Raw genomic sequence first — 18,222 nt, 5'->3', positions numbered from 1 at the left:
ATACTAGTTTCAGTATAGCAAAACCATCTTCAAAAGTTAAGTTTTCCCCATGCCAGACCTACAAGTTAACGATACCGATTTATCTGATGGACAAGAAGATGATCCCAAAGAAAATGATTCAGCCGATAAGCCCGATCCGACACGATTTGGAGATTGGGAAAAAAATGGGCGATGCGTTGATTTCTAATCCACTATTACACATCAACAACCTATCAGTTTTCCGAGATGACACCCCCATTTTAATAGATTTAAGTCTGACTATAAAATCGGGTGATTGGGTTGTTATTCGCGGGCGTAACGGTTGTGGTAAATCCACCTTGCTTAAAACTATCGTTGGGCTTGTGCAACCAACAACAGGGGGTATATCAATTAGTGACTATGCTTATTTAGGGCATAGCAATGGGTTGCGCGATTCTATGACAGTCGGGCAACATTTGAAATTTATGGCGAACTGGTTCAAAGAACCTTTGCAATCAACGCCCGTTGATCACTTAAAAGACTTGTATATTCACCAACTCTCTGCGGGTCTTAAACGCCAGCTTGCCTTGAGTCAGTTTATTCTGTGCCATCGCCCTTTGTGGATTATGGATGAACCGCTTGATAATCTGGATACTCAGTCACGTGATTTTTTCCTCAGTATCATGCAGAACCATATCAAAAAAGGGGGCGCAATATTGCAAACCAGCCATGAATTGATACCAATGAGTGGTGTAAAAGAATTTTTCTTAGATCAGATGAAATGAACTCCGTCCTTGCAAATTCATTGAAAAATCAGGTATTTTAAGACAAAATAGCCGACACTCTAGGGAATAAATAATGCGCGCCGAAGTTGACAGTGCAGCAAAACTCATTGAACAAAATTTAAATCTGATTAAGCGTCACTTGGATTGGGATAAAGCGCTTGCTCGGTTGGAAGAGCTGAATCAACAAGCTGAATCGCCAACTTTGTGGGATGATGCGTCCTCTGCTCAAAAACTTTTGAAAGAACGCGAAGCCTTGTCCAATGCAATTGGCAAAATCAAGGCGCTTCAACAACGCCTTGACGACAACATCGGTCTTATTGAATTGGGTGAGATTGAAGGGGATGAGAGTATTGTTCAAGAAGCCGAACAAGGTATTTTCGATCTCCAAAAAGAATGTGGTCGTCTGCAACTTGAGACATTACTGTCCGGTGAAGCGGATGCGAATAACTGCTTTATCGAAATCAATGCGGGTGCAGGCGGGACAGAAGCCCAGGACTGGACGCAAATGTTGGCCCGTATGTACAGTCGTTGGGCTGAGTCTAAGAAATATAAACTTGAGCTTATTGACGAAAACCCGGGTGATGAAGCAGGGTTGAAGTCCATAACCGTTAAGGTTTCAGGCTTTCAGGCTTATGGCTGGATGAAAACAGAAAGTGGTGTCCATCGTTTGGTTCGTATTTCACCATTCGATTCGAATGCTCGCCGCCATACCAGCTTTGCTTCTGTGTGGGTCTATCCTGAAATCGATGATTCGATTGATATTGTGGTTGAAGAAAAAGATTTACGCATTGATACTTATCGTGCCTCAGGGGCGGGTGGTCAGCACGTTAATAAAACTGAAAGTGCGATCCGTATTACCCACTTACCAACCAACATCGTGGTTCAATGTCAAAACGATCGCTCTCAGCATCGCAACCGCGCCCAAGCCATGTCCATGCTAAAAGCGAGACTGTATGAATTGGAACTCCGTAAACGTGAAGAAGCAGCCATGGCAACATCAGCCAGCAAAACCGACATTGGTTGGGGTCATCAAATCCGTTCTTATGTATTGCAACCCTATCAGATGGTCAAAGACTTGCGAACAGGCGTTGAAAAGGGAAATGCCCAAGGGGTTCTGGATGGTGACTTGGATGACTATCTGGAAGCGGCCTTATCTCAGAGAATCGGTGGTATGGAATAGTTAGGTTTTTTAGCACAAGACAAATCTTTAAAGGTTTGCTATAGTCCAAAGTGGAAGGTTGTGCGGGCGACTCCTTTGCTCATCTGGTCAGGGTCGGAAGACAGCAGCCAAAGTGAAGGCTCGGTCGGGTCGTATCAACCTTCCACGATTTTTTCAACAGGAGCGACTCATCCCCATGACCGAATCCGCCGCAAATTACCGCGTTTTAGCCAGAAAATATCGCCCTCAGACCATGTCAGAGCTGGTGGGGCAAGACCTGCTTGTCAAAACATTAACCCAAGCAATTGAGGCAAATCGATTGCCCCATGCCTTTGTGTTGCATGGTATTCGTGGGGTTGGCAAAACAACGACAGCGCGTATTTTAGCCAAAGCTTTAAATTGTCAAGGCGCTGACGGGCAGAGTGGCCCAACGGCTAACCCATGTGGTGTTTGTTCGTCCTGTGTTGCGATCACAGAAGATCGCCATCTTGACGTTATCGAAATGGACGCCGCGAGTCGAACGGGTGTTGATGATATTCGTGAGATTACGGAATCTGCTCGGTATAAGGCTGTGAATGGTCGGTATAAAATCTTTATCATTGACGAAGTTCATATGTTGTCAAAAAGCGCCTTTAATGCGTTGCTTAAAACATTAGAAGAACCGCCACCCCATGTGAAATTTATTTTTGCAACGACCGAATTAAAGAAAATCCCAGAGACTGTTCTGTCACGTTGTATGAAATTTGACTTGGCTCGGATTACGCCAAAAACGTTGTTTGATTATTTCAAAGGCATTTGTGCCAAAGAATCCGCAACAATTGAAGACGAGGCACTATCTTTATTAGTACGAGCAGCTGACGGATCAGCTCGCGATGGCTTGTCTTTATTGGACCAAGCCATATCACTGTCTCAGAGCAATGTGACCACCGACATCGTAAAGAATATGTTGGGTGTTGTTGACCGTGGTCGATTGTTTGTCTTATTGACTCATCTGATGGAAGGCAAAATCGTTGAGGCTGTGACCGAAGTTCGTGACCTTTATGCTCGCGGGAGTGAAGCAACAGTTCTATTATATGATCTTTTAGATCTAGTCTATTGGGTCACCAGTCTTAAGATTAATCGATCTCTGATGACTGATGTGACATGGCCGGAATCGGATCGACGGGATGGGGCTGCTCTGGCAGATAAATTATCCATGCCTATTTTGATGCGAGCCTGGCAAGTTTTGTCCAAGGGGTATGAAGAAGTGACGCGCTCACCATTGCCTAACCAAGCCGTTGAAATGGTACTTATTCGTCTGGCCTACTTAAGCGATTTACCTTCGGCCGAAGACTTATTAAAGCTAACCTCTGGCGGAAATTCTGGCGGATCCATGCCTACACCGCGAGCAGCAGCGTCTGTGGCGGGATCGGCAAAGCGGATCGAAACTGTGCAGACGATGACCTCATCGATTACAAGTTTCCAAGACTTACTTAAATTTGTGGCTCAGGCCCGTGAGCCCATTTTGTACAGCCATTTAATGCAAGATGTGCATCTTGTGTCTTTTGATGTCGGATCGTTGGTTATTCGTTTAGGAAGCAAGGCACCATCAACATTGCCGACGCAATTGGAAACCCTGTTGGCACGTCAAACAGGGCAACGTTGGACGGTTACAACAACCACGGATGGTGGCGCAGAAACTGTTGTTGAGCAGAATAAAAAACATATTCAGCAACTAGAACAAGCGGCGCTTGATCATCCCTTTATCAAAGAAATGATGGCTCAGTTTTCCGGACTGGTTGCCAAAGTCGAACGACAAGAAACAATCCACTAAGGAGTTTATCCCATGAAAAATCTTGGCCAATTAATGAAACAAGCCCAACAAATGCAACAAAAAATGGCAGAAATGCAAGCCAAAATGGATGCCATGGAAATTACGGGTTCAGCCGGGGCCGGTTTGGTGCAAATCACCATTACAGGTAAAAGCGAAATGAGGGCGCTCAAGATTGATCCGTCATTGGTTGACCCGCAAGAAGTTGAGGTCTTAGAAGATCTTATTATTGCTGCTTTTAATGATGCCAAAGCTAAGCAAGAAACCTTAATGGCTGATGAAATGGGTAAAGTAACCGGGGGAATGAATATCCCGGGGATGAAACTCCCGTTTTGATAGAGACATATAGAGCCGATTCTTTACAAATCGGCTGTGCATATAACTAGGTATACGCTTTGTTCCTCGTTTTCGTATTTGAATTAAAATAATCTAGATATAATTTCAAAGTTGTCACCGAACAGTATCGTTATTATCGGTAATACAATATTCCATAAAGTTCACTGCTTAAACCAACTATCAGATAGGCTGGGCATGAACTACTAGAAGAAATGGAGTAAACCTGAGCAACAAAAACAAAACGCAAAAATCAATAATCTATCTTGGATGATCTTTTTTAATTATTAACCTAATAACTGCTTTATTTCGATTCAACTGTACTTTGATGTCCTCAACCTTACTTTTTCAATAATTTTACAGCCCTAATGAATCGAATTAATGGTTGAGATTTTTTTATTGTTTCTAGTAATTTTGTTGGTTTAGAAATACCTAAAGAAACATCATAATTATTTAATGATAAAATGTCATGTTGAATTCTTATCCCTGTTCTAAGATCTGTCCAAAATTGGTATAATGGGGTTTTCTTTCTAGAAAATTTTGTATGATTTCTGTTGCTTACATACATGCTGTAAAAATGGTCTATACATAATTTATAGGCAAGATACAATCCATTTTCTGTCAAAAGATTGTCAGTCATACAAGATTCATCTGGTTGGGGGTAATCGGTTTTAAGTAGGCTTTCTTCTAAGCTAAGATCGATGCTGGCGGCTTCTTCTTTCCAAGATTTAATAGTCCATCCCTTAGCAATCATAGTTAATACAGCTCCTTCGAAATAAGGTATACTTAACCTATATTGTAAATATTTTGTTTGGACGATTGTCATTATGATGCCAGCTGCATTTTTATCTCCTAATACAGCCATATAATTTAAAGTAGACAAATATGAAGAAGGTTCTAATGTTTTAGGGACTTCTTGTCTTGTTATCTTGTAAAATGTCAAAAATTGGTTTGAAGCGCCGAGTCTTCTTAATTTAGTATTTACATCTAAAATCGCTATAAAAGAATTCAAGTCTAATTCTTCCATAATTTTAAGCCAGATTTCGTTAGGTATATCTAATGCTCGTATATGATGTGTATTTTTTTTCGTACTCCTGAATTGTGATTGTATTCCGTCTTTATTATCTGACGAAGTAGCAAAAGAATCTTGCTTTTTTTTATGATGTTTTTTTAATTCTAAGGAGAAAAATTCTCTATCTTTTGAGGTAAGGAGTGGAAGATCAGCCGCTTCTGTTTGAAAAACCAAGGCACATATAAGTAAAAACTTTGTATTCATTCGTAAATCCTTTATATAGTTTGTTGATATTTAAAAAATAGATCTGAAAACCGCCTCGGTAATATGATCTATTTGTAAAACAGATAATTCGGGGGTTAATCCGAGTAATAAAAAATATATTAGAAATAATATACCTAAAATCCATGGTACTTATTCTGTATAATAATTACATCCGTTATATAGAAAGTATGCAATTTATTTCAAGGGATGATTACCATTCCACCACGATCTAATAGAAAATGTCTCTGGGATTATGTTAAACTCTTTTATAAAGAGGGCCATTTAATTTAGTTTTTCTTTAAAAAAACCAAACAATTTAGAAGGAACTTTTCAGATTTTAAAAAAAGCATCATCTTTGATAGCTTTTTTTAAGTTATGCTTCTAACATCCTTTGACTTAGATAACTACATTAAGTGTACACAATCTAGGCCCTTCCTAAATTATTAAGATCCCTATCATAAGGCTTAATTGCCCTCCAAAAAATTTTTAAATTAACGAATTTTAAATAAACCTATCAATAATATTAAATAAAATAAGTGTGAATTAGAATTATGCTGAGTTTTAGAGATATGGATAAGTTCCTTGTATTTTGTATAAAAATTATAAAAAGGCTATTTTTAAGTATTCCTCTCTGGATGGAGCTTTCTTATGCATCTTCCATTGCTGATGTTACGGATTCTCCAACCTTAATTGCAGCCATTGCAGACCCAACTATTACAACTATAAATTTTAGTAATAATATTACCCTTGGAGCCAATCTCCCCATTCTGGCTGGTCGAGCAGTTACAATTAATGGCAATGGCAAGACCCTGGATGGTGCCAGTACATACTCTGCATTTAAATTAGGAGATGGTTCAACAGGAATTAACGTAAACATCAACAAACTCAGTATTATCAATGCTCGGGCGTCTGGGACTTCAGGTGGTACTGGAGCAGGTGGAGGATTGGGAGCTGGGGCAGCAATATTTGTGAATAATGGCTCTAACCTTATTCTTGATGAAGTTAATTTTACTAATAATGCGGCTACAGGTGGTAATGGCGGCAGTGCTGCAACGGGAGGAGCTCCTAAAGCGCGAGGTACTGGCCCTGGTAATGCAGGAGGTAGTGGCGGAGTAGGGGGAATTTCTAGTAACGGTGGTGCAGGCGGTGCTGCAGGTAGTACGGGGGGTACTGGAACGAGTGGGTTTCCAGGAGGGCCTGGTGGAATTGGTGGTATAGGAGGTCCTGGTGTTTTTGGGACTGGCGGTGGCGGTGGCGGCGGTGGCGGCGGCGGCGGCCAAGGTAATGGTAACCCTGGAGGAAGTGGGGGTGCTGGTGGTATTGGAGGAGCTGGCGGAAATGGTGGCGTCGGTGGTTTTGGAGCTGGCGGCGGCGGCGGAGGCGCTGGCGGTAGTGGTGGTGGTGGCGGTGCTGGTCAAGCCGGGACTTATGGTGTAAGTGGTAATGGGGGCAGCGGAGGTACAGGAAGCGCTGGTGGTATTGGTGGAGGGAATGGTCAAAATGGTACTTCTGGTAGTGTTTCGGGCCCGCCTCAATCAGGTGCTGGAGGTAATGGTGGGGCTGGGGGTGGCGGTGCTGCTTTTGGTGGTGCTGTTTTCGTATCTAGTGGCGGATCTTTAAGTTATGGATCTACAACCAGTTCCAGCGGAGAAACTGGTAGTAGCACCACAGCTGGAACTGGTTCTAATGCTGGAGCTAAGGCAGGTGATGCTATCTTTATCATGTCAACGGGTTCTCTTGGTTTTACACCAGCTTCTGGCCAAACTATTACAATTGCGTCTTCTATCGCAGATGATAGTCCGAACTCGCTTCCAGGTGGAAGCTATGTTGCAGGTACAGGAACTGGTGTAGGTTTATTAAAGTCTGGCGCTGGTACATTAATTCTTCAAGGAACCAATACCTATGTTGGGGGTACGACTATTAACACGGGGACATTGCAAATTGGTAATAATGGGACTACAGGTAGTGTTATTGGTGACATTACAAACGATGCCGCGTTAATTTTTTATCGTAGCAATTCTTTATCTTTCGATAATGTAATTTCTGGGGCAGGAACAGTTATAAAACAAGGTTCTGGAACGCTAACGCTTACAGGGATGAATACTTATACTGGTGTAACTAACATAAGTTTTGGAACTTTAGCATTAGGTGGAAGTGGTTCTATTGCGGATTCCTCTGGCGTTTCTTTGGCTGACGCGGCTTCTACTAATTTTGATATTTCAGGCGTAACAACTAGTGCAACCATAGCTTCATTGACAGGGGGTGGAACTAGCGGTGGCAATGTTATGTTGGGAACAAAACCATTGACCGTAAATGGAACAACGTCATCCACATATGGCGGAATTATTAGTAGCACAAGTGCGGCTGGAGCTTTGATAAAATCTGGGACAGGGTCGCTTACGTTAAGTGGAATAAATACTTATACAGGTGGAACGACTCTTAATGCTGGTATTTTGGCTATTACAGATTATAGATCCCTTGGAAGCGGAGCTTTGACATTTGGGACAGCGGGAGCTACTTTCCGATTAGGTGCGATAATGGCATCCACGATTCCCAACGCATTGACCGTCACAACCAACGGTACTTTTGATCTTAATGGAATTTCTGCTACGGTATCAGGTGCCCTAAGTGGCAGTGGAGCCTTAACAATAGCCAACTCTGGTGGGGGAACGCCATATTTATCTCATATAGGAACGAATAGTTATACTGGGCTAATGACAATTAATAGCGGCGCTGAAATCAGAATGGGATCTGCTCTCAATAATTGGACGGGGAATACTGTAACTAATGGAACACTTAGATTTGCTTATAATAATTCACAAGCAAATGCAACTTATGCTGGTAATATTTCAGGGACAGGAAACCTTTATCAAGGTGTTAATAATATTTATTTGGCAGGGAATCTAACGCATACGGGGACAACAACAGCTGACGTCTCATCTCTCGTAATTACGGGGCCTGGATTCCAAGGGAATGGGGGTTCTTACTCGAATGTTTCAATTGTTAATAACGGAACGGTTGATATTGTTAATGCAACGAATCCGATCCAGTATATAGGCAATTTAACAAATAGCGGTTCAGCCCAATTTGGTATTGGTAATAATACACTCGTATTTGGAACAAGTAGTAATATGACATACGGTGGGACTATTAACAACACCAGTAACATTAATACCAGTGTTCCCGGGGCAAACGGTAAAATTACAAAACAAGGGACGGGAACAGCAACATTTACGGGTATTAACACGTATACAGGTGCGACAACCGTTAATGCAGGAACACTTGCGTTGAGTGGCAGCGGGTCGATTGCGAATACAAGTTTGGTTGATCTTGCTGCCAGTACAACGTTTAGCATCAGCGCCATATCGGCTGCATCAACAACCGTTGGCGCATTAAACGGCAGTGGTGTTGTGACACTAGGTGGCAAAGGCTTAACTTTTGGTACAACGGCCAACACATCCTTGTCCGGAAACATTACAGGGACAGCCGGTAGCAGCTTGAATAAACAAGGGGCTGGAACTCAGACGTTAACAGGATCAACATCTGTTGTTCCAACCGTAACAGTGAGTGCGGGAACATTATATCTGGATCAAACAGGGACATTTACAGCTGCAACTGCGTTTAATAACAATGCAAGCGCAACAATTGGTGAAAACGCTTTACTGTCCACAGGGGCATTTTCCCAAGGGAGTGGCGGTACACTAACCATAGATTTTAGAAATACAGGGACACCGCTGACAGCAACGAGCGCTTCTTTGGATGGGACGTTAGCCTTATCAAACTTTACAACAGGTGCCTTGCCTGCTACAGCAAGCGGATTAGTGCAGAAAACGATAATTTCTAGCACAGGTGGATTTACAGGCGATTTTGCGACAGTTCCATCAGGCGCAACTGCTGTTGATTATATTCTGGCATCCACTACGAAAAATGCAACAACCTATACTGCGGGGTTAGTTTTGTCTTGGAATGCAACAACAACTGTTGCTAATGGGACATTTACTGTTAATACAGGGGATGCTAATCCATCGTTTAATGCCAATACAGTACTGGCAAATCGAACAGGTGTTACCAGTGGATGGAATGGGACGAGTCTAACCAAAGCAGGTGATGGGGAACTTATTTTATCACAGGTAAACACTTATACAGGTGGAACAACGATAAATGCCGGAACATTGAAAATGGGTATTGCGAATGCAATACAAGGGACATTAACGTCGGGAACTGGGGCTGCCAATACAGTTGATTTGAATGGATACGATCAAAGCATTGAACGAGTTGCAGGAGCAAATGCAACATATGGCGAGATTACGAATACTTCCGGGACTTCTGCCCGACTAACAATTTCCCCAACGGGCAGTGATGCCACGTATAGAGGAGATTTAAGGGGGAATTTAGTCTTTAGAAAAGCAGGGACGAACCGATTCAATTTTTATGGAGAGACTGATTCGACGGTGATTATTGAACCAGCTCAAGATATCTTTGAAATAAAAGCCGGGAGCAATGTCACGGGACTGTTAAGGTTTGTCGCATCGTCTATGGCATTCGTATATAACGCTAACAGTACATGGGCGGGATTAGAAAGTACGGGATCATACGGAAATCTAACTGTCGTTGATGGCACAAACAAGGTTATTACGTTACTGGATAATACCAACAATCACAGTTATAGTGGTAGCATATCGGGATACATTGCTTTTGTTAAACAAGGAACAAACACATTTACTCTGCCCAATAGTAATGGGATGAGAGCAATGGAAATCCAAGCGGGTGCTGTTGAAATTGGTAATAACGGTAGCCTTGGTGGATCAGGAAAAACACTGACATTTAATGGTGCCAATACAACATTAAGAACAACAGCTGCTCTTTCTGCTTTGGCAACGGATATCGCTTTAACATCGAATGCGATTATAGATAACAGCACATTTGCATCAACATTTACAGGAGCGATGAGTGGTACAGGGAATGTAACGAAATCCGGTACTGGGTTATGGACTTTGCCAAATGCAAATGCAGGACGAAGTGGAACAACAACGCTAACAGCGGGTGGTATTGCCATTGGAAATGTTGATTCCATTGGTTCTGGTGATCTTATTTTTAATGGTGCGAATACACTTTTGCGAACAACAGCTGCATTTCCTGCTTTTGCCAATAATATTACCTTAACATCGGCAGGAATTATTGATACGAACAGTTTTAATTCAACGTTCTCTGGGGCAATTTCAGGAAACGGTGATCTAACCAAGTCAAGCACTGGAACGCTTACCTTAACAGGGGCGAAATCAGGATCTGGTACAACAACACTGAGTGCAGGCACGCTTCAGATTGGGAATAACGGGACAACGGGAAGCATTGCAGGTAATATTGCAAATGCGGCTGCATTAATCTTTAACCGCAGTGATGATTCATCTTATGCAGATGTTATCTCAGGGTCAGGAACTGTCGCAAAACAAGGTGCCGGTATTCTGACGATAACAGGTGATCAAACATACACAGGTGGTACGACGATTAGTGCCGGAACACTTCAGATTGGCAATAACGGACTAACAGGAAGCATTACTGGGAATATTGTTAATGCGGCGGCTTTGATCTTCAATCGAAGTGATGATTCTTCTTATACAGGTATCATTTCTGGTATCGGCACATTAACAAAACAAGGTGCAGGCGTTCTTTCGGTTACAAATGCGAATACGTACACAGGTGGCACAACCATCAGTGCCGGTACGCTTTCTTTGAGTGGGAGCGGTGCCTTGGTTTCAACAGGAGCAGTTGCAGCCAATGGAACATTCAATATAAGTGCAATCACACCTGCATCAACCACGATTGGTGATTTAAGTGGATCGGGTTCCGTTAATTTGGGTACTAAGAATTTGACCTTTGGGACAGCAACAGCATCAACAACATTTGCTGGAAGCACAGTTGCTACTGCGGGATCATTAACTAAGCAAGGAACAGGTATTGCTGTTCTAACTGGAGTTAATGCGCATACGGGTGGGACAACCATTAGCGCAGGAACAGTGCAACAAGGCATAGCGAATTCTATATCCGGATTGCTGACATCTGGGACAGGATCAGCCAATAGTTTTAATCTAAATGGATTTGGATCAACTCTATCTGGTCTAACTGGTGGTAATGCAACTTATGGTACGATTACCAGTGCAACGGCAGCAACACTGAGTGTTGGGAATAACACGACAGATTATAGTTATGGTGGTATTATCGGTGGTCTTACGGCTTTGATAAAAACCGGAAGCAACGCACAAACTTTGACAAGTGCGAATACGTATACAGGTGGAACAACCATTAGTGCTGGTACGCTTGCTTTGAGTGGGAGCGGCGCTTTGTCATCAACCGGAGCGTTGGCAAACAACGGAACATTTAATATTAGTGCGATTACCCCTGCATCAACCACGATTGGGGATTTAAGTGGGTCTGGTTCCGTTAATTTAGGTGCTAAGAATTTGGTTTTCGGAACGGCAACACCATCAACCACCTTTGGCGGGGCAACAACATCGACAGCAGGATCCATCACAAAACAAGGTACAGGTATTGCTGTTTTGACAGGTTCAAACGCCCATACTGGCGGAACAACGATTAGTGCGGGTACACTTGCGTTGAGTGGTGCTGGAACCTTGATTTCTAATGGGGCAGTCCTGAACAACGGCATATTTGATATCAATGCCATTACACCAGCATCAACCACGATTGGTGATTTAAGTGGATCAGGTTCCGTTAATTTAGGCACTAAGAATTTGATTTTTGGGACAGCAACCGGGTCTACTACATTTGCAGGAACAACTGCGGCAACAGCTGGATCAATCACAAAACAAGGGACAGGTACAGTTGTTTTGACGGGGGCTAATGGTCATACAGGCGGAACAACCATTAGTGCTGGAACCTTGAGCTTAAGTGGAAATGGTGCTTTGGCATCCACCGGTGCTGTGACAAACAATGGTACATTTAACATCAGTGCTATTACACTAGCATCAACGACAATTGGTGATTTAAGTGGATCGGGTGCTACAACACTTGGTGCTAAAGAGTTAGTGTTTGGGACAGGATCAGATCAATCATTGAGCGGTAATATTAGCGGAACCGGTAGTTTAACAAAGCAAGGTGCAGGTACACAAACTTTATCAGGGACAGGATCTTCTGTTGGAACGGTCAATGTTAACGCTGGTGAGATTAAACTATCTCAGGCAGGGGGGAATGCCTTTACTGCCACAACTTACAACAACACGGCCACAACAACTGTTGATCCAACAGCTCGTTTGGTGGCGACAACCTTTAACCAAGGAAATGGTGGTGCTTTGAATGTTGATTTTGGCAGTTCAGTGACGCCGGTTACTGTCACGAATGCAACAATTGATGGGGCTTTAAATGTCAATAGCTTTACTTTAGGAACGCTACCGCCCAATACAACATTTGTTACAAAAACCTTGTTCTCGAGCACTAATCCTATTGTGGGTAATTTTACTGTTCCTTCTGACATTGGGTCCAGTGCAGATTATTTGGTCGGATCTATTTATAAAAGCTCTGATAACAGAAATTATCTTGCAAGCTTAAAACTAGCATGGAATGCAGATACAACCATATCTGATGGGTTGTTCACAACAGGATCAGATTTTACGGTCGGTTCAGTTCTTGCAGATCAAGCAGCTTCAGGTACAGGATGGGATGGTCATAGTTTAACGAAAGCAGGTTCTGCGACCTTAACACTAACCCAAGCAAACACGTATAGTGGTCCGACAACTATTCAACAAGGTTCTATCAGTATTAGTTCTGCCTCAAATATTTCAACAGGATCTGTTGTTTTCAATGATCAGGGAACTCCTGCCAATAATCCGACGTTGGCTGTGACAAGTGCTGCAACGCTTGCCAATGATATGACATTGACGACGAATGGATTGATCAATGCGACAGCTGCAACAACTTTGTCAGGGGCAATGAGTGGTGCAGGAAACTTAACGAAATCAGGTGCTGGGTTGTTGATATTACCTAATGCGAATGCAGGACGAAGTGGAACAACACTGTTAACTGCGGGCGGAATTGCAATTGGAAATGCTGATTCTATTGGTACTGGCGATCTTATTTTTAATGGGGCAAGTACGCTTTTGCGAACAACAACTGCACTTCCTGCTTTTGCCAATAATATTACCTTAACATCGGCAGGAATTATTGATACGAACAGTTTTAATTCAACGTTCTCTGGGGCAATTTCAGGAAACGGTGATCTAACTAAGTCAAGCACTGGGACGCTTACCTTGACAGGGGCAAAATCAGGGTCTGGCACAACTACCATCAGTGCAGGAACACTTCAGATTGGCAATAATGGGGGTACGGGAAGCATTGCTGGTAATATTGCCAATGCAGCTGCTTTGATTTTCAACCGAAGTGATGATTTAGCTTATGCGGATGTGATCTCGGGGGCAGGAACTGTCACAAAACAAGGTGCAGGTATTCTGACACTAACCGGCGCCAACATTCATACAGGTGGGACAACCATCAGTGCAGGAACACTTGCTTTAAGTGGAAGTGGTGCTCTAGCGTCGACAGGTTCTGTTATAAACAACGGCACATTGGATATTAATGCGATTACGCCTGCATCAACAACCGTTGGTGATTTAAGTGGGTCTGGTTCCGTTAATTTGGGTGCCAAGAATTTGACTTTTGGAACGGCAACAGCATCAACAACCTTTAGTGGGACAACAGCGGCAACAGCAGGATCCATCACAAAACAAGGAACAGGGACAGTTATTCTAACAGGGGTTAACGGTCATACAGGTGGAACAACCATTAGTGCAGGAACAGTGCAACAGGGAATTGCTAACGCAATCTCTGGATTGCTGACATCTGGAACCGGATCTAGTAATAGCTTTAATTTAAATGGATTTGCCTCAAACTTATCTGGCTTAACCGGAGGTAATTCAACTAATGGTACGGTTACCAGTTCGTCCGCAACAACATTGACTGTTGGGAACAATGCAACGAATTATAGTTATGGCGGGATTATTAGTGGGGCAATTGGGTTAGTAAAAATTGGAACAAATACCCAAACTTTGACAAGTGCAAGCACCTATACCGGCGGGACAAATTTAACTGCAGGATCATTGGTTCTTGCCAATAGTACATCTGCAGGTACGGGAACCATTAATTACACTGGTGGTGCTTTACAACTCGGTGGGGCTGGATTAACCATTGCAAATGCAATCACTTTACAAAATGCTGTTGCCAATACAATTAACCTTGGCGGTAACAACGGTACTCTTTCCGGTATCATTAGTGGCGGGAATGCGGCATCGACTCTTGCTTTGATCAGTGCGGCACCTGCAACTTTAACTCTGACTCGAGCAAATACCTATACAGGTGCAACATCTCTGGGCAGCAATGTAACCCTAGCTTTGAGTGGTAGCGGAACTTACGGGGCAATTACACCAACATTTACAGACAATACTTCGACACTTGATCTTCAGGCTATTACACCAGCAAGCTTTACCCTAACTGATTTTAATAGTGCTAATGGAACAATTGCTTTGGGTGCTAAGAGTTTAATTTTAGGTGGTGCTGCGGGCGGAACATTCGGTGGTATCATTAGTGGAACTGGATCTGTCAATAAACAAGGGGCTGGAACAACCGTTTTAACAGGGGCTAGCACCTATTCTGGAGGAACAACCCTAACGAGTGGGACTGTGAACTTTGCAAACTCGAATAACTTTGGAACAGGGGCGATCACCTTTAATGGTGGTGCATTACAATGGGCAGCTGCTAACACAGCAGACGTTTCAAATAAATTTTCAGCTTTGGGTGCAAGTGGTGCCACAGTTGATATTAATGGAAATGATGTAATTTTTGCTTCAGCCTTAACCGGAACAGGTGGGTTGACAGTGGACAACACAGCTGGGGGCTCAACCCTAACCCTGACTGGTGTTAACCTATACACAGGAACAACAACGGTTAAAGGCGGTACCTTACGAATTGGAAATGGTGGAACAACAGGTCAAGTCGCAGGAAATATTGCCCTTGAAAATAACAGTAACTTAATTATTAATCGCTCTGATGCCATTACGTATCCGGGGTCCGTGACCGGTGCCGGGAATATCACACTCGCAGGGCCAGGAAATCTAACATTCACCAGTACAAGTTCGAATATTACAGGGGATGTTAACGTCAATGGTGGAACATTAACGTTTGGTCAATCTGGAAACTTTGCTGCAGATAATTTTACGATTGGAGTCGGGGCTAAAACCCATATCAATGATGGGGCAACTATCAATCTATCTGGTGATTTAAACCAAACAGTAGGAACACTATCTGTTGCCCTTGGTGCGACTCAAAACCCATTGATTAATGCGACAGGAACAGCCAATGTTGGTGGAACATTAGAGATTACAGGGTTCACAACAGGGGGACAAACTGCCTTTAAAGCAAGTAATCTAAATTCCACAGCCTATCCAATTATAAGAGCAGCTAATATCAATGGGTCTGTTCCTGCCTTCAGTGCGACAACGGCAACAGACTATGTGTTGATCACAGCTTATTCGAATGCAACGGAGTTTGGTGTCAACCTTGCCTTGGCGTGGATAGCCTCTGATGCTGCTGCAAAGATTGGTGAATTTACTCTAACAAATGCAACCGACACGTTTGAGGCTGATATTGTTCTTGCGGATCAAGCTGGCGTGACGAGCGGCTGGAACGGTCAAACTTTGACTAAAAAAGGTCAAGGCTTACTCATTCTGTCTGCTATTAATACCTATACAGGTGGAACGGTTATCAATAATGGTCTTATACAAGTCAGCAGTGATGCCAACCTTGGGGATGTTTCGGGTGGCTTAACTCTGGGTGATGGTGTCAATAATACTCAAGGAACCCTAAGACTTGGAAGTAATAATTTCACAACCTCACGTGCTTTAATCATGGCAGGAGCTGCCGGTGGTGCAATTGATACCAATGGTCATGCAGGAGCCAATTTTGACGTAACAAACTGGGCTGCCGGTAATGCGCCATTAGAAGTAAAAAACTCTTCGGCAACACCAACAGTTTTGAGGCTAAATGGGACAAACAATAATTATACAGGGAATATTACTGTTTCAAAAGACGAGCTCAAAATTAACGGTAGTTTGCCTAATGCTTCTGTAACAGTTAACTCAGGTGCCCGCCTTTCAGGAAATGCAACTCTTGCTTCGGCAGATGTCAGAGGTGTGGTTGCTCCCGGAAATTCTATCGGAAGCCAAACGTATATAAATATTGACTACTCAAGTGGTGGAACCTATGAATGCGAAGTGAGTGATCTTGATGGAAATGCTGACCATATAACAGCCACAGGAACAGCAACTTTGGGGGGCACCAGTATTCTGAAAGTTATTCCTTTGGCTGGAAACTACATCCAAGGACAAACCTATACCTATGAAATCCTGAGTGCAGCAATCCTCAACGGTCAATTTACAAATTTTGTTAATGAATATAGCTCACTCTTCGATGTCTCTCCAGATTATACCACGCCAAACAAAGTCTTTTTAACGCTGAAAAAAGTTGCATCGCTATCGAACCTTGCCCCTGATGGTAATGCTGGCGAAGTTGCAGAAAATTTGGATAATACAACGAATCCAGAGGGGACTTTAAATGAAGCAGTTCAAGCTATCAGCAAACTAAAGCAACCCGATTTGAATGATGCCTTGAATCGCTTAAGTCCTGCAAGTCATGGTGTTATCATGGCAACAACATCTTTTGAAGCCCTTGACAATCAACAATCTGTCCTTGATAGGCTGCATAATCCCCTAGAGCATTCTGATAACAGCAAACCCTTTGCTAATCTTGTTGAGGATCTAACAAAACCTACGGCTAAAACAGTATCTTCACTGTCTCAAAAATCAACACGTGTTCCGATATCGTCACCGATAAGCTATATCAAAGGCAAGTCAAACATGCCTATCTTAGATTCCTTGAAGACAAAAATCGGTCAGACAACGATTTGGATGAATGGAAGTGCTAAGAAATTTACCCAAAAATCCTATCGCGCTCCCGGAGCGTTTGTCCCTGAACTCACCTCAACTTTATATACCAATCAAGCTGGTATCGATCATCAAGTAACAAGTCAATTATTACTCGGGGTCATGGGAAGCTTTGGTCGCAATAATTATAGCTTAAGCAATGACTACGGAAAGGGTTGGATTCGCAGTTATCAACTTGGAGTTTATGGGAATTATAAAATCACACCATCTTGGTATGTTAGTGGAATTGTTGGATATGGGTTCAATCGAATCAAGGAAAAGAGACTTATCAATTTTACAGGATTTTCTGCTTCAGCTAAGCATAAGCATACTGCTCAACAATATGGCGCAACACTTGAATCCGGTTATGATATCGGAATCGGATCTGATTATATCGTTACACCAATGGCAAGCTTTGGTCTGATTTCCCTAAGCGATAATGGATATACAGAATCTGGTGCTGGCACTCTTGGACTTCGAGTCAAAGGTCAAACACGTCGAGCATTTCAGACTAAAGTTAGTACACAAATAGCAAAACTTGTTTATGATAATGTTGATGGGTCTCAATTATATGGTTTCTTGAAAATGGGTTATTTATACAGACGTACCTATTCCCAATCTGATAAAGTTACCAGTTCCTTTATCGGTGGCAATTCAAATTTCACCATTACATCAGGCAACACGCCAAATAACATGATCAGCCTTGGCGCGGGTGTGACCAAACTCTATAGTAATAATGTTTATATCACGCTGAGTATTAACTCTGATACAGGGCGTCATCAACATTCATATGAAGGGTTCTTAAAAATTGGTGTGAAATTCTAAAGTTAGGACTCAGAGAAGTCTCATACTGAATTTTACAAAGCATCAGTTTTATTACTGAGTAGTGAACTATAATCATTCCATTTGGTCTTGGA

General features: G+C 42.7%; 7 protein-coding genes and 1 other RNA gene. 7 read left to right on the top strand and 1 reads right to left on the bottom strand.

Features of this window, described 5'->3' with window-relative positions; all coding sequences use genetic code 11:
- Window positions 1-49: 49 nt before the first annotated feature.
- From KF820_04070 to KF820_04045, 6 genes are all read left to right on the top strand, one after another.
- Entirely contained in the window at window positions 50-187 is a 138-nt protein-coding gene (locus tag KF820_04070) for a DUF1674 domain-containing protein (GenBank protein MBX3457520.1), read from the top strand.
- On the top strand, window positions 165-743 hold the full coding sequence (gene ccmA, locus KF820_04065) for a heme ABC exporter ATP-binding protein CcmA (protein MBX3457519.1): 579 nt from the start codon (window positions 165-167) through the stop codon (window positions 741-743). The genes KF820_04070 and ccmA overlap by 23 nt, the downstream gene beginning before the upstream one ends.
- Window positions 744-816: 73 nt before the next feature.
- Window positions 817-1,923, top strand: coding sequence for a peptide chain release factor 2 (prfB, locus tag KF820_04060; protein ID MBX3457518.1), 1,107 nt, complete (start codon window positions 817-819; stop codon window positions 1,921-1,923).
- 51 nt (window positions 1,924-1,974) lie between these two features.
- Window positions 1,975-2,071, top strand: an RNA gene (gene ffs, locus KF820_04055) — signal recognition particle sRNA small type.
- A gap of 27 nt (window positions 2,072-2,098) precedes the next feature.
- Window positions 2,099-3,715 carry a DNA polymerase III subunit gamma/tau gene (locus tag KF820_04050; protein MBX3457517.1) on the top strand — a complete coding sequence of 539 codons (1,617 nt, stop codon included), beginning with the start codon at window positions 2,099-2,101 and terminating at the stop codon, window positions 3,713-3,715.
- Window positions 3,716-3,727: 12 nt separating this feature from the next.
- The gene (locus KF820_04045; protein MBX3457516.1) at window positions 3,728-4,048 is read left to right on the top strand and encodes a YbaB/EbfC family nucleoid-associated protein; all 321 of its coding nucleotides are present in this window, start codon (window positions 3,728-3,730) and stop codon (window positions 4,046-4,048) included.
- Between the two features lie 337 nt (window positions 4,049-4,385).
- Here KF820_04045 and KF820_04040 read toward each other — a convergent pair whose 3' ends face one another.
- Window positions 4,386-5,321, bottom strand: a complete 936-nt coding sequence (locus KF820_04040; protein MBX3457515.1) for a hypothetical protein — start codon at window positions 5,319-5,321, stop codon at window positions 4,386-4,388.
- 635 nt (window positions 5,322-5,956) lie between these two features.
- Between KF820_04040 and KF820_04035 the strand changes: the two genes are divergently transcribed.
- Entirely contained in the window at window positions 5,957-18,130 is a 12,174-nt protein-coding gene (locus KF820_04035; GenBank protein MBX3457514.1) for an autotransporter-associated beta strand repeat-containing protein, read from the top strand.
- Window positions 18,131-18,222: the final 92 nt, after the last annotated feature.

It is taken from the genome of Candidatus Paracaedibacteraceae bacterium (genome assembly GCA_019636055.1).
GTDB lineage: Bacteria > Pseudomonadota > Alphaproteobacteria > Paracaedibacterales > Paracaedibacteraceae > Paracaedibacter.
The sequence above is the reverse complement of the archived record's forward strand: the minus strand, read 5'-3'. Positions and strand labels throughout refer to the sequence as shown.

Coding starts and splice junctions, on each gene's coding strand:
- prfB (MBX3457518.1), top strand. CDS start 817: ATGCGCGCCGAAGTTGACAGTGCAGCAAAACTCATTGAACAAAATTTA.
- KF820_04050 (MBX3457517.1), top strand. CDS start 2,099: ATGACCGAATCCGCCGCAAATTACCGCGTTTTAGCCAGAAAATATCGC.
- KF820_04070 (MBX3457520.1), top strand. CDS start 50: ATGCCAGACCTACAAGTTAACGATACCGATTTATCTGATGGACAAGAA.
- KF820_04040 (MBX3457515.1), bottom strand. CDS start 5,321: ATGAATACAAAGTTTTTACTTATATGTGCCTTGGTTTTTCAAACAGAA.
- KF820_04045 (MBX3457516.1), top strand. CDS start 3,728: ATGAAAAATCTTGGCCAATTAATGAAACAAGCCCAACAAATGCAACAA.
- ccmA (MBX3457519.1), top strand. CDS start 165: ATGGGCGATGCGTTGATTTCTAATCCACTATTACACATCAACAACCTA.
- KF820_04035 (MBX3457514.1), top strand. CDS start 5,957: ATGGAGCTTTCTTATGCATCTTCCATTGCTGATGTTACGGATTCTCCA.